The organism is Streptomyces xiamenensis (assembly GCF_000993785.3).
Classification (GTDB): Bacteria; Actinomycetota; Actinomycetes; order Streptomycetales; family Streptomycetaceae; genus Streptomyces; species Streptomyces xiamenensis.
In genome coordinates this window covers 1,858,605-1,870,564 of record NZ_CP009922.3, presented here as the reverse complement: position 1 = coordinate 1,870,564, position 11,960 = coordinate 1,858,605, and the positions used below count along the sequence as shown (strand labels likewise).

Sequence of the window (11,960 nt, the reverse complement as noted above, 5' to 3'; positions counted from 1 at the left end):
TTCGTCTCGGCGGAGCGTCAGAGCAGGGAGACAGCGGTGTCCACGGCCTTCGCGACGTCGCCGTCCGCGGGGTACAGCAGGGAACGGCCGACCACCAGGCCGCGTACGGTCGGCAGCCGCAGCGCCGTGCGCCACTTCTCGTACGCGCCCTCCTGATCGCCGTGCACCTCGCCGCCCAGCAGGACGGCGGGCAGTGTGGAGGTCTCCATCACCCGCGCCATGTCGCGGGGGTCGGCGGTGACGGGGACCTTGAGCCAGGTGTACGCGGAGGTGCCGCCCAGTCCTGAGGCGATGGCGATGGAGGTGGCCACGGCCTCGGGCCCGAGGTCGTTGGTGACCTTGCCGTCTATGCGGCGGGAGCGGAACGGCTCGACGAAGACCGGCAGCCGGTGTGCGGCCATGGCGTCGATGGCGCGGGCGGTGGAGTGCAGGGTGGCGAGCGAGCCGGGGTCGGCGTAGTCGATGCGCAGCAGCAGCTTGCCGGCGTCGAAGCGCATCCGGGCGAGGTCCTCGGCGCGGTGTCCGGTGAAGCGGTCGTCGAGTTCGAAGGCGGCGCCGGCCAGGCCGCCGCGGTTCATGGAGCCGATGACGACCTTGTGTTCCAGGGCGCCGAGCAGCAGCAGGTCCTCCAGGATGTCGGCGGTGCCCAGAACGCCGTCCACGCCGGGGCGGGAGAGGGCGAGCACGAGCCGTTCCAGCAGGTCGCCGCGGTGTGCCATGGCGAGCCGGTCGCCGCCCACGGCGAGCGCGCCGCGCGCCGGGTGGTCGGCGGCGATGATCATCAGCCGCCCCGAGTCGCCGGTGAGCGGGCGGCGTTCGCGCCGTGCCGCCGCCTCGGCGATCGCCTCGGGGTGCTGGGCGCGCACCGTGACGAGGTCGGGGATGGTGATGCTCACGGGTGGCTCGCTTTCACGGGGCCTTGATCGTGGCCGCTGTCGGTGGCTGTGTCGGTGTCGGCGCCGGTGTCGGGGTCGGGGCGGGCGTCGGGGCGGGGGCGTGGCCGGCGAGGAGGGCCTCGACCTCGGCGGGGTAGGGCATGGCGGTGGAACAGGCGAGCCGGGCGGCGACGACGGCCCCGGCGGCGTTGGCGTACCGGGTGAGGCGCCGCGGTTCCCAGCCGGCCAGCAGTCCGTGGCACAGCGCGCCGCCGAACGCGTCGCCCGCGCCGAGGCCGTTGACCACCTCGATGGTGTGCGGGGGCACTTCGGCCGCGCGGCCGTCGCGGTGCAGGGCGAGGACGCCGGCCGGGCCCTGTTTGACGACGGCGAGTTCGACCCCGGCGGCCAGCAACGCCTCGGCGGCGGCGCGCGGTTCGCGTTCCCCGGTGGCGATCTCGCACTCGGCGAGGTTGCCGACGGCGACGGTGGCGTGCGCGAGGGCCTCGGCGTACCGGTGCCGGGCCCGGTCCTCGGGCGCCTCGCCCCAGAACATCGGGCGCCAGTCGAGGTCGAAGACAGTGGCGACATGGCCGGGGTGGTCCGGGTCGCGGGCGGCCAGCGCGGCGAGGGTGGCGGTGCGGCTGGGCTCCTCGCTGAGCCCGGTGCCGGTCATCCAGAAGATCCGGGCGGCGCGGACGGCGTCCAGGTCCAGCTCGTGCGGGTGGATGACCAGATCGGGCGCCTTGGGGCGGCGGTAGAAGTACAGCGGGAAGTCGTCGGGCGGGAAGATCTCGCAGAAGGTGAGGGGGGTGGGGTGGGCGTCCACCGCCGTCACCCACCGGTCCTCGACGCCGAACTCGCGCAGTGCGCGGTGGCAGTAGTCGCCGAACGGGTCGGCGCCGGTGCGGCTGATGACCGCCGAGCGCCGTCCGAGCCGGGCGGCGGCCACCGCCACATTGGTGGCGGAGCCGCCCAGGAACTTGCCGAACGTCTCGACCTCGGACAGCGGCACCCCGGTCTGGAGCGGGTACAGATCGACCCCGATGCGTCCCATGGTGATGAGGTCCATGCCCATGCGGAACTGCTCCTTCCGGTTGCCCTGACACGCTGATCGCCTCCCAGATGTAGACGGGGCGCGAGCACCTGTCAATGGTTTGTCTTTACATAATGACATCCATACTCCCTCAGAGGTACGGTCGTTACCGGTGTGGGCCGCGACCACCCGGACGACCTGGACGACCCGACGACATGGACGACGTACGGAAGGCAGGCCAGCGCATGGACCTCGACCGCATCCGGATCGGATCAGCCCCCGATTCCTGGGGCGTGTGGTTCCCCGAAGACCCGCAGCAGACCCCCTGGCAGCGCTTTCTCGACGAGGTGTCCGAGGCGGGCTACCAGTGGATCGAGCTGGGCCCGTACGGCTATCTGCCCACCGATCCGGCCCTGCTGGGCGACGAACTGACCCGCCGTCGGCTGACCGTCTCGGCCGGCACCGTCTTCACCGCGCTGCACCGCGGCCCGGCCGTGTGGGACGCCACCTGGGAGCACGTGTCCCGGGTCGCCGCGCTCACCTCGGCGATGGGCGCCGCCCATCTGGTGGTGATCCCCGAGTTCTGGCGCGACTCGGTCACCGGCGAACAGACCGACCCCGAACACCTGAGCCCCACTCAGTTCCGCGAGCTGACCGCCGGCATGGAGCGGCTGGGGCGTGAGGTGCGCGAGCGGTACGGGCTGACCATCGTCGTCCACCCGCATGCCGACACCCACCTGGCCACCGAGCGGGACGTCACCCGCTTCCTGGACGCCACCGACCCGGACGCCGTCAGCCTGTGCCTGGACACCGGGCACTACGCGTACTGCGGCGGCGACAGCGTCCGGCTGATCAAGACCTACGGGGAGCGGATCGGCTATCTGCACCTCAAGCAGGTGGACCCGGCGATCCTGGCCGACGTCCGGGCGCAGGGCACCCCGTTCGGCCCGGCGGTGGCCAGCGGAGTCATGTGCGAACCGCCGCACGGCCTGCCCGATCTGCCGCCGGTGCTGGCCGCCGCCCAGGGCCTGGGCGTGGACCTGTTCGCCATCGTCGAGCAGGACATGTACCCCTGCCCGCCCGACGCCCCGCTCCCCATCGCCACCCGCACCCGCCGCTACCTGCGCTCCTGCGGCGCGTAGCGGCAGCACGCACCCGCACCGAAAGGCTCGTTGTGAACACAGAGAACTCGCTTGGCGTCGCCGTCCTCGGCACCGGGCGGATGGGCGCCGACCATGTACGGCGCATCGAACGGCTCATCAGCGGAGCCCATGTCGCCGCCGTCGCCGATGTGGACGAGGTCCGGGCCAAGGAGGTCGCGGGTACGGTCGGGCCGCACTGCGCCGCGCACACCGATCCGGCCGCCGCGATGGACGCGCCCGGGGTCGGCGCCGTCCTCATCGCCTCGCCCGGGGCCGCGCACGAGGAGCAACTGCTCGCCGCGCTGGAGCGGGATCTGCCGGTGCTGTGCGAGAAGCCGCTCACCCCCGACCCGCAGGGCGCGCTGCGGGTGATGGCCGCCGAGGAGGCGCTGGGCCACCGGCGCATCCAGGTGGGCTTCATGCGGCGGTTCGACCGCGAGTACCGCGAACTCAAGGGGCTGCTGGCGAGCGGCGCGCACGGGCGGCCCCTGATGCTGCACTGCCGGCACCGCAACACCGTCTCGCACCCGCTGTTCACCACCGAGATGCTCATCAACGACTCGGTGGTGCACGAGATGGACGCGGCGCGCTGGCTGCTGGAGCAGGAGCTGACGGCCGTGACGGTGCTGCGGCCCACGCCCTCGGCCGCCGCCCCCGAAGGGCTCGGCGATCCGCAGCTGATCATCTTCGAGACGAGCGGCGGCGCGCTCGTGGATGTGGAGATCTTCGTCAACTGCGGTTTCGGCTACCAGGTGCAGGCCGAGGCGGTGTGCGAACACGGCACGGCCCGCATCGGCGACGCGCACGGGCTGCTCGCCAACACGGCGGGGCGGTGGGGCGGGGAGATCGCGGACGACTTCACCGGGCGGTTCGCCGACGCGTACGACCACCAGGTGCGGGAGTGGGTGGACGCCACCCGGGCCGGGCGGGTGACCGGGCCCAGCGCCTGGGACGGGTACGCGGCGGCGGCCGGGTGCGCGGCGGGGGTGGCGGCGCAGCGCAGCGGGCAGCGCACGGAGGTCGAGATGATCGAACGGCCCGCCTTCTACAGCCCAGTATCGTATGTCAGGACAAACTGATCGGAGCACGGTGTTCAGGAGAGGGTGACCCCGGGTGGACCTGGCGTTCCGCATCGACCGCAGCAGTCCGGTACCGCTGTACTTCCAGCTGTCCCAGCAACTGGAAGCCGCCATCGAACGCGGCGAACTGCTGCCCGGCACCCTCCTGGGCAACGAGATCGAGCTGGCCGGACGGCTCGGGCTCTCCCGCCCCACCGTCCGGCAGGCCATCCAGGTCCTGGTCGACAAGGGCCTGCTGGTGCGCCGCCGCGGCGTCGGCACCCAGGTGGTGCACAGCCAGATCCGGCGCCCCCTCGAACTGAGCAGCCTCTACGACGACCTGGAGACGGCGGGCCAGCGGCCCGCCACCCGGGTGCTGGCCATCGAGGACACCGAGGCACCCGCGGAGGTCGCCGCGGCGCTCGGCATCGCCGAGGGCGCCCCCGTACGGCGCGTGGAGCGGCTCCGCCTCACCCACGGCGCCGACCCCATCGCCCGGCTGCGCAACTACCTGCCGCTCGACCTGATGCCGCTCACCAAGGACGAGTTGGAGGCCACCGGCCTGTACCGGCTGATGCGCGGCGCGGGCACCACCCTGCACAGCGCCCGGCAGTCCATCGGCGCCAGAGCGGCCACCGCGGCCGAGGCGGCGATCCTGGAGGAGGAGCCGGGCGCCCCGCTGCTCACCATGCAGCGCACCGCCTTCGACGACACGGGGCGGGCGGTCGAGTACGGCGCGCACCTCTACCGTGCCTCGCGCTACACGTTTGAGCTGCAACTCCTCATCCGCCCCTGACGGCAGCCCTTTACGGTGATCCGTTCCTCGGGTACTCCTCCCTCATCAGGCGTCTCGCAGCGGAGAGGGGCTGAGGGCGATGCGGGCGGTGTCGTACGCGGGCGGGGCGGTGGTCCTGGGACTGCTGCTGACCGGCTGCGGAGGATCGGGCGGCGGGGCGGGGGACGGTTCGGCGCACCTCACCATCAGCGCCAACGCGGTGGCCGGCGGCAAGAACGCCGAGGAGGCCGCGTGGATCGAGGAGTGGGTGATCCCCCGCTTCGAGGAGGCCCAGGCGGCGAACGGGGTCGAGGTGTCGGTCTCCTTCGAACCCAGCGGTGTCGACGACGAGCAGTACAAGACCAAGACCGCCCTGGACCTCCAGGCCGGGGCGGGCCCCGACATCATCACCCTGGACGGCATCTGGGTCGGTGAGTTCGCGCAGGCCGGCTACATCGAGCCGCTGACCGCCGGACAGCTGGAGTGGGACGGCTGGGCCCAGATCCCCGAGGCGGTACGGCAACTCGCCGGCTTCGAGGACGAGCTGTACGGCATCCCCTGGGGCACCGACGGCCGGGTCCTCTACTACAACAAGGAGTTGTTCGCCGAGGCCGGGCTGCCCACCACGTGGCAGCCCACCTCGTGGGCGGAGATCCTCGACGCCGGGCAGGCACTGAGCGACCTGGACGGCGTGATCCCCATCCAGCTCAACGGCGGCACCGCCATGGGCGAGGCGACCACCATGCAGGGCGTGCTGCCGCTGCTGGCCGGCGCCGGGGCGCAGATCCACGAGGACGGCACCTGGACGGGTGCGGGACCCGCGCTCGACCAGGTACTCGGCCTGTACGAGGAGGTGTACGGCGGCGGCCTGGGCGACCCGCTGCTCCAGCAGGAGGCGCAGGGCCGCGACAAGTCCTTCCAGCGGTTCGCCGAGGGCCGCGTCGGCATCCTCGCCGAGGGCGACTACCTGTGGCGCGGCGTGCTGGACCCGGACAGCGGCACGGCGCCGATGGCCGAGCGGGACACCGCCGTCGGCTACGCCAAGATCCCGGCCGTCACCCCGGGTGCCGGGGCCGGCGGACAGGACTTCGTCAGCATGTCGGGCGGCAGCGTCCGCGTCCTCAATCCCGCCGGCGAGGATCCCGATCTCGCCTTCGAACTGCTGGCGTTCATGAACTCGGCCGAGGCCCTCCAGGCCGCCATGAGCGGCCAGGACGCCCGCATCACCGCCCGCACCGACGTCAACGAGACGGTACTGGCCGGCGATCCGATGCTGTCCTTCGTGGCCGGCGAGGTCCTGCCGTACACCTTCTACCGCCCGCCGCTGGCCGCCTACCCGCAGGTGTCGCTGCTGTTGCAGGAGGCCACCGCCGAGGTGATCTCCGGCGGCGACCCGGCAGCCGCGGCCCAGACGTACCAGGACGCACTCACGGGGGTCGTCGGCGGTGCCGAGCACGTCGCCGGGCGGTGACGCCGCCGGCCTCGGCCGGGGCCGGGCCGGCGCCTTCGCGGCCCCCGCGCTGCTGCTGATCACCGCGTTCCTGCTGTTCCCCGCCCTGTGGACGCTCTACCTGGGGGTCACCGACTACCGGCTCACCGGACTGTCCGCCGCCGACCCGCAGAACGTCGGCCTGGACAACTTCGAACGCGCCCTCAACGAGGACCGGTTCACCGACTCCCTGTGGCTCACCCTGCAATTCGTCGTCGGCTCCGCCGTCCTGGGCCAGGCACTGCTGGGATTCGGCATCGCCTGGCTGCTGCGCAACCGCACCGGGCTGCTGCGGCGCCTGGTCGAGGCGCTGGTGCTGCTGGCCTGGATCCTGCCCAGCTCGGTGGTCGCGTTCCTGTGGATCGCCCTGCTGGACCGCGACGACGGCACCCTCAACGCCCTGCTCGGCACCCCCGGCACCGCCTGGCTGCTCGAACACCCCATGGCGTCCATCATCGTCTTCAACATCTGGCGCGGCACCGCCTTCTCGATGATGCTCTACGCGGCGGCCCTGGGGAACGTCCCGCCCTCGCAACTGGAGACCGCCCGGCTGGCCGGGGCGTCCACCTGGCAGCAACTGCGGGACGTCGTCCTGCCCCGCATCAAGGGCCACGTCCTCACCAACCTGCTGCTCATCAGCCTGTGGACGTTCAACGACTTCACCCCGTTCCTGCTCACCGGCGGCGGCCCCGACAACCGCACCGAGATCATGCCGGTGCTGCTCTACCGCACCGCGCTCCAGGGCGGCGAACTCGGCTACGGGGCGGCCCTGTCGGTACTCATGCTGCTGGCGAACCTGGCCATCGCCCTGGTGTACGTCCGGCTGCTGCGCTCCCGGAGCAAGGAGCCCGCCGCGTGAACGAGACCGTCACCCGCACCCTGCGGACCCTCGCCCGCTACACCGCGCTCTCCGTACTGCTCGCGTTCTTCTCCCTGCCCCTGCTGTGGCTGGCGTTCGCCCCCTTCGACCGCACCCCCACCATCGCCGCCTCGCTGCCGTCCTTCACCCTCGACAACTTCCGGCACCTGCTGGGCAACCCGGGCGCGCTGCGCTCGCTGCGCAACTCGGCGCTGCTGGCGGCCGGCACCGGCACCCTGGTGGTGGTCACCGCGGCGCTGGCCGCGTACGCCCTGAGCCGGGTGCGGCTGCCGGGCCGCGACGCGCTGCTGTACGTCCTGCTCCTGCTCTCCTCCATCGTGACCGGCACGGCCGCCATGGTGCCGCTGTTCAACCTCGCCCACGAACTGCGGCTCATCGACGCCCAGCTGGGCGTGATCCTGGTGCTGGGCGGCGGACTGCTGCCCAGCGCCATCTTCATCCTCAAGGACTTCATGGACGGCACGCCCCGCTCGTACGAGGAATCCGCGCGGGTCTTCGGCGCCTCGCCGCTCCAGATCGTCCGCCACGTGGTGGTGCCCCTGGTGCGCCCCGGGCTGGCCACCATCGGGGTGTGGTCGGTGGCCCAGGTGTGGGGGAACTTCCTCATCCCGTTCCTGCTGCTGCGCTCGCCGGAGAAATCCCCGGCGGCGGTCGTCATGTACACCTTCTACACCGAGGGCGGGCAGCCTGACCTCGGGCTGATCGCCACCTTCTCGCTGCTGTACTCGCTGCCGGTGGTGCTGATGTTCCTGTTCGTCAGCTCCCGCTACGGCTTCCGCTTCCACGGAGGGATCAAGAGCTGATGGCGGCCATCTCACTGACCGGGCTGACCAAGGTCTACCCCGGGGACGTCACCGCCCTGGACGCCCTGGATCTCGTGGTGCCGGACGGGGAGTTCTTCGCACTGCTGGGCCCCTCGGGATGCGGCAAGACGACACTGCTGCGGACCATCGCCGGCCTGGAGGCCGCCACCGGCGGCACGGTGGCGATCGGCGAGCGGGACGTCACCGCGCTGCCCCGGGAAAGCGGGACGTGGCCATGGTCTTCCAGGACTACGCGCTCTTCCCGCACATGACCGTGCGCGACAACATCGGCTACCCGCTGCGGATCAGGAAGGTGCCGGGGCCCGAACGCGCGGCGAAGGCGGCCGAGGTCGCGGGCGAACTGGAACTGCTGGACTACCTCGCCCGCCGCCCCGGGCAGTTGTCCGGCGGGCAGCAGCAACGGGTGGCGCTGGCACGGGCGATGGCGGTGCGACCCAGCGTGTTCCTGTTCGACGAACCGCTGTCGAACCTGGACGCGCGGCTGCGCCTGGAGGCCCGTACCTTCCTCAAGCGGCTCCAGCGCGAACTGGGCGTCACCACCGTCTTCGTCACCCACGACCAGGCGGAGGCGCTGGCCCTGGCCGACCGGATCGCGGTGCTCGAACACGGCCGGATCCGTCAACTCGGCACCCCCACCGAGATCTTCCGCCGTCCGGCCAACACCTTCGTGGCCTCGTTCATCGGCTCCACCCCGATGAATCTGCTGCCCGGCACGGTGCGCGGCACGTGGGTGAGCGTCGCCGGGGTCCTGCTGCCGGGGCCGATGGGGGAGGGGGCCCGCCCCCTGCCGGACGGTGCCGAGGTGGTGTACGGCATCCGCCCCGAGTACCTGCGCTACACCACGCACCACGCTCCCGGGTCGCTGCCCGGCCGGGTCACGGTGATCGAGAACCTGGGCAGCACCCAGCTCCTCACCCTGGACTCCGAGGAGGCCGGCGCCTCGCTCCAGGTGACCGTCCCGGAGGACCTTCCGGTGACGGTGGGCGAACGGGGGTACGCGCTGCCGCGCCCCGAACGCGTCCTGGTCTACCGCGACGGCGAACTCATGTGAACGGGCGGTAGCCCGGCGGGGGCCGGGTCCGCCGCCCGGCGGCCCGGACGTGGCCCCTCTGCGCCCCCGCCCGCTCTACGGCGACGCCGGGCCCAGCAGAACCTGCTGCCCTTCCGGTCCGACCCGCACCCGGAACGCGGTCAGCGGGGGCCGTCCGGCCCCGTCCCACCACTGCCGGGCAGCCGCGACCTCGTCCCAGAGGTCGCGCGCCCCACGCTGCCGGACCGCTCCGTCGACGCTGACCAGGGCGCGGGACCCTCCCTCGTCCCACAGCACCAGCCGCCAGGTCCCCTGCGGGTCCGAGCTGTTCCACTCCTCGCGGTACCGCACCCCGGGTACCCGCAGCCCGACGGCGAAGGCGGCGTGCACGGAATCGAGCACGTGCTGGGGACGCACGGTGGTCACCGAGCCGCGTTCCTCGCCGCTGGTGCCGGTGCCGGTGCTGGTACTGGCGGGAGGAGGGCGCTGCCCCCGCACCCACATGAAGTGCACGCTGTCCACGAACCGCCCCTCTGCGGTGCCGTCGTCCGCGACGCGGAGCCTGAGCAACCCCGCGTTGCACAGCGGCGTCCCCCACGGCGTCACGATCAGCGCCCCGGGCCGGCACTGGGCGACCCAGGCGTAGGGCACCCGGGCGACGGCGGCGGTGGAGGCGATCCGGTCGTACGGCGCGTGCTCGGCGCTGCCGAGTTCTCCGTCCCCGACCAGCAGCCGGGGCCGGAGCCCGACACGATCGAGCGCGAGGGCGGCACGGTGCGCGACGGCACCGTCGATCTCCACGGAGGTGACCCGCCCGTCCCCGACGCGGGCGCAGAGCAGCGCGGTGGACCAGCCGGACCCGGTGCCCACCTCCAACACCCGGTGACCGGCCCGCGCGTCCAGGTGCCCGAGCATGCGGGCGACGAGCGAGGGCATGGAGACGGAACTCGTGGCCACCCCCGGCCCGCCCGGGTTCCCGTCGTCGAGCTGGGTCACCACGACGGCGTCGGAGTTGACCCGCGCCCACCATTCCCGGGGCTGTTCGTGCTGACGGACGGCCCGGTATCCGCTGGGCCCGTCCTCGGCCCAGATGGTGTCCGGTACGAAGGAGCCGCGCGGGGTGCGCAGAAACGCCCCCCGCCAGCCCGCCGCGAGATCACCGCTCTCACCCATCCGGTGGACGAGCCGCTGATACTCCGCGTCCTCGGTGTACGTCACTTCTTGCCGCCTCCGGGCTGCTGCGGCCCGGCGGGCGGAACGGGGCGCTTCCACTGCCCGTCCGATTCCCGGGGCGACTGCTGCTGATCCCCCTCGGAACCGCCCTTGCCGTCACCGTGCTTACCGCTCATGACACCAACTCCCTTTCATTCTGCGCTGTCGGTGTCACCAGCATGCCCACCCGTATATCGGCGGACTACCCACTTTCCCGTTGCGTCAAGAATCCGTCCCGGACGCGCCGAATGCGTCCACCGTGCGCATTCTTGGACCGCGATGCGTGGATGGCATGTATCGCTGATCTCCACCGCTCAATCCTGGAGTAGTTGATCGCGGTAGTCCGCGAACGGCATGGCGTGCTTGCGGGCGATGTCGCGATAGCCCTGATAACGCTGAAGGGCTTCACCCGGGAGCAACTCCGCGCCGATGAACTGCCCTGCGTCCGTGTAGTGCATGCGGTAGACCTCCGCATCGTCGAACAGCCAGAAGTCGTGATCCGGCAACCCGTTGACCTCCTGATGCGCGAGGTCGATGATCCCAATGTTCTCACCGGCGGTGATGTTCCCGGGGTAGGCGGCCAGCTCGTACCGGAGGTAATCCGTGAGCGGCGAGCGGAGCACATGTACGCGTGCCAGCTCCTTCCCCAGGTCGGTCATCGACCGCACCCACGGGCTGTCGTGCCAGGATTCGTCCATCGGTTCGCCGGCCAGGAACGCCGCGAACTCCTCCTGTTCCTCGGCCACATCGTAGACGCTCAGCGTTTCCAGCCGAAAGGCCGTTCGCTGAAAGTCTCGGAACAGTCGACTGAAATCCTCGCCACTGATCATGGGGACCCACCTTTCAGAAGCTCAAGGCGGATGGCGCTCAATGCGGACCGCATGGCGTCATCGGCCAGGGCACTGTGCTGAAATGCTTCGAATCTGGAAATGTAGAGATCGATGTCACGAGGGTCGGTGACCGTGAGTTCCGCATGGATGGTCTCGACCGTCACGGTGCGATCATCGCGGATGACGAAGGAATGATTTGCGATGTCTCTCTGCCGGGCGGAGAGAGGCACACACCGGATGTCCACCTGAGGCAGCCGCGACAGAGAGATGATCCGCTCCAACTGCCGCGCCATGACATCGGCCTCCACGATCAGCCATCGGAGCACCGTCTCTGTCATGACGAAGGAGAACGTCTTGCCCGAATCGTGGAGAACGCCCTGCCTCTCCAGCCTCGCGAGCGTAGTGCGGTGCAAGGAATCCTCGCTCAGCCCGTGACGGCCCAGAATCGCACGCATGTATTCCGGGGTCTGAAGAAGCCCGGGGATCAGCGCGGGCTGAAACAGTCGCAGCGTTGTCATCTGAGCTTCGACGGATCTCAGCTCTTGCTGTGCCTTGTGCACCCCGGAACGCTTGAGGAGACGCCAGGCGAGCGCCTCCGTCGCCTGAGTGCGGGCAACCTCCAGATACCGGTCCCTTATGTCGCCGGTGACGCCGAGAGCGGAGAGAATGAGTTCGACATCAGCGGCACTTGGGGTGAGTCTCCCGTTCTCGATCTTGCTGAGCTTGCTCGGGGACATGACTGCGCTGCGGGCCACGGCATTGGCCTGTCTTCCAGAGGCCAGCCGCAGTTCCCGCAGCACGCTCCCGAG

14 protein-coding genes are annotated in these 11,960 nt (G+C 71.2%); 8 read left to right on the top strand and 6 right to left on the bottom strand.

The window, feature by feature from the left end:
- Positions 1 to 17: 17 nt before the first annotated feature.
- On the bottom strand, positions 18 to 896 hold the full coding sequence (locus SXIM_RS08510; RefSeq protein WP_030725171.1) for a Cgl0159 family (beta/alpha)8-fold protein: 879 nt from the start codon (positions 894 to 896) through the stop codon (positions 18 to 20).
- Between the two features lie 13 nt (positions 897 to 909).
- A complete protein-coding gene (gene iolC / locus SXIM_RS08505) occupies positions 910 to 1,953 on the bottom strand; it encodes a 5-dehydro-2-deoxygluconokinase (protein ID WP_078846872.1) in 1,044 nt (347 codons plus the stop codon).
- A 203-nt stretch (positions 1,954 to 2,156) separates the two neighbouring features.
- Between iolC and SXIM_RS08500 the strand changes: the two genes are divergently transcribed.
- The 8 genes from SXIM_RS08500 to SXIM_RS28510 all read left to right on the top strand — a co-directional run bounded on the left by SXIM_RS08500 (position 2,157) and on the right by SXIM_RS28510 (position 9,130).
- Complete coding sequence (locus SXIM_RS08500; RefSeq protein WP_046725531.1) at positions 2,157 to 3,053, top strand: sugar phosphate isomerase/epimerase family protein; 897 nt, start codon at positions 2,157 to 2,159, stop codon at positions 3,051 to 3,053.
- 32 nt (positions 3,054 to 3,085) lie between these two features.
- Positions 3,086 to 4,132, top strand: coding sequence for a Gfo/Idh/MocA family protein (locus SXIM_RS08495; protein ID WP_030725179.1), 1,047 nt, complete (start codon positions 3,086 to 3,088; stop codon positions 4,130 to 4,132).
- Positions 4,133 to 4,166: 34 nt separating this feature from the next.
- Positions 4,167 to 4,907: a GntR family transcriptional regulator gene (locus SXIM_RS08490; protein WP_030725182.1), complete on the top strand. Its 741-nt coding sequence runs from the start codon at positions 4,167 to 4,169 to the stop codon at positions 4,905 to 4,907.
- A gap of 79 nt (positions 4,908 to 4,986) precedes the next feature.
- Entirely contained in the window at positions 4,987 to 6,357 is a 1,371-nt protein-coding gene (locus tag SXIM_RS08485) for an extracellular solute-binding protein (RefSeq protein WP_046723501.1), read from the top strand.
- Entirely contained in the window at positions 6,332 to 7,234 is a 903-nt protein-coding gene (locus SXIM_RS08480) for a carbohydrate ABC transporter permease (RefSeq protein ID WP_030725188.1), read from the top strand. Before SXIM_RS08485 ends, SXIM_RS08480 begins: the two co-directional genes overlap by 26 nt.
- Complete coding sequence (locus SXIM_RS08475) at positions 7,231 to 8,058, top strand: carbohydrate ABC transporter permease (RefSeq protein ID WP_030725191.1); 828 nt, start codon at positions 7,231 to 7,233, stop codon at positions 8,056 to 8,058. Before SXIM_RS08480 ends, SXIM_RS08475 begins: the two co-directional genes overlap by 4 nt.
- Positions 8,058 to 8,330, top strand: coding sequence for an ATP-binding cassette domain-containing protein (locus SXIM_RS28795; RefSeq protein WP_281289040.1), 273 nt, complete (start codon positions 8,058 to 8,060; stop codon positions 8,328 to 8,330). The genes SXIM_RS08475 and SXIM_RS28795 overlap by 1 nt, the downstream gene beginning before the upstream one ends.
- On the top strand, positions 8,294 to 9,130 hold the full coding sequence (locus tag SXIM_RS28510; RefSeq protein WP_281289039.1) for an ABC transporter ATP-binding protein: 837 nt from the start codon (positions 8,294 to 8,296) through the stop codon (positions 9,128 to 9,130). The genes SXIM_RS28795 and SXIM_RS28510 overlap by 37 nt, the downstream gene beginning before the upstream one ends.
- 75 nt (positions 9,131 to 9,205) lie before the next feature.
- Here the strand turns inward: SXIM_RS28510 and SXIM_RS08465 are convergent, their stop codons facing one another.
- The 4 genes from SXIM_RS08465 to SXIM_RS08455 all read right to left on the bottom strand — a co-directional run bounded on the left by SXIM_RS08465 (position 9,206) and on the right by SXIM_RS08455 (position 11,951).
- Entirely contained in the window at positions 9,206 to 10,327 is a 1,122-nt protein-coding gene (locus SXIM_RS08465) for a methyltransferase domain-containing protein (protein ID WP_053116138.1), read from the bottom strand.
- Positions 10,324 to 10,458, bottom strand: a complete 135-nt coding sequence (locus SXIM_RS28505; RefSeq protein ID WP_262832830.1) for a hypothetical protein — start codon at positions 10,456 to 10,458, stop codon at positions 10,324 to 10,326. Before SXIM_RS28505 ends, SXIM_RS08465 begins: the two co-directional genes overlap by 4 nt.
- A gap of 177 nt (positions 10,459 to 10,635) precedes the next feature.
- On the bottom strand, positions 10,636 to 11,151 hold the full coding sequence (locus tag SXIM_RS08460; protein ID WP_030725201.1) for a DUF6879 family protein: 516 nt from the start codon (positions 11,149 to 11,151) through the stop codon (positions 10,636 to 10,638).
- Positions 11,148 to 11,951 carry a helix-turn-helix domain-containing protein gene (locus tag SXIM_RS08455; protein WP_267880980.1) on the bottom strand — a complete coding sequence of 268 codons (804 nt, stop codon included), beginning with the start codon at positions 11,949 to 11,951 and terminating at the stop codon, positions 11,148 to 11,150. Before SXIM_RS08455 ends, SXIM_RS08460 begins: the two co-directional genes overlap by 4 nt.
- Positions 11,952 to 11,960: the final 9 nt, after the last annotated feature.

Excerpts from the sequence above, each read along its gene's own strand:
- SXIM_RS28505 (WP_262832830.1), bottom strand. The coding sequence starts at position 10,458 with ATGAGCGGTAAGCACGGTGACGGCAAGGGCGGTTCCGAGGGGGATCAG.
- SXIM_RS08460 (WP_030725201.1), bottom strand. The coding sequence starts at position 11,151 with ATGATCAGTGGCGAGGATTTCAGTCGACTGTTCCGAGACTTTCAGCGA.
- SXIM_RS08500 (WP_046725531.1), top strand. The coding sequence starts at position 2,157 with ATGGACCTCGACCGCATCCGGATCGGATCAGCCCCCGATTCCTGGGGC.
- iolC (WP_078846872.1), bottom strand. The coding sequence starts at position 1,953 with ATGGGCATGGACCTCATCACCATGGGACGCATCGGGGTCGATCTGTAC.
- SXIM_RS28795 (WP_281289040.1), top strand. The coding sequence starts at position 8,058 with ATGGCGGCCATCTCACTGACCGGGCTGACCAAGGTCTACCCCGGGGAC.
- SXIM_RS08485 (WP_046723501.1), top strand. The coding sequence starts at position 4,987 with ATGCGGGCGGTGTCGTACGCGGGCGGGGCGGTGGTCCTGGGACTGCTG.
- SXIM_RS28510 (WP_281289039.1), top strand. The coding sequence starts at position 8,294 with ATGGTCTTCCAGGACTACGCGCTCTTCCCGCACATGACCGTGCGCGAC.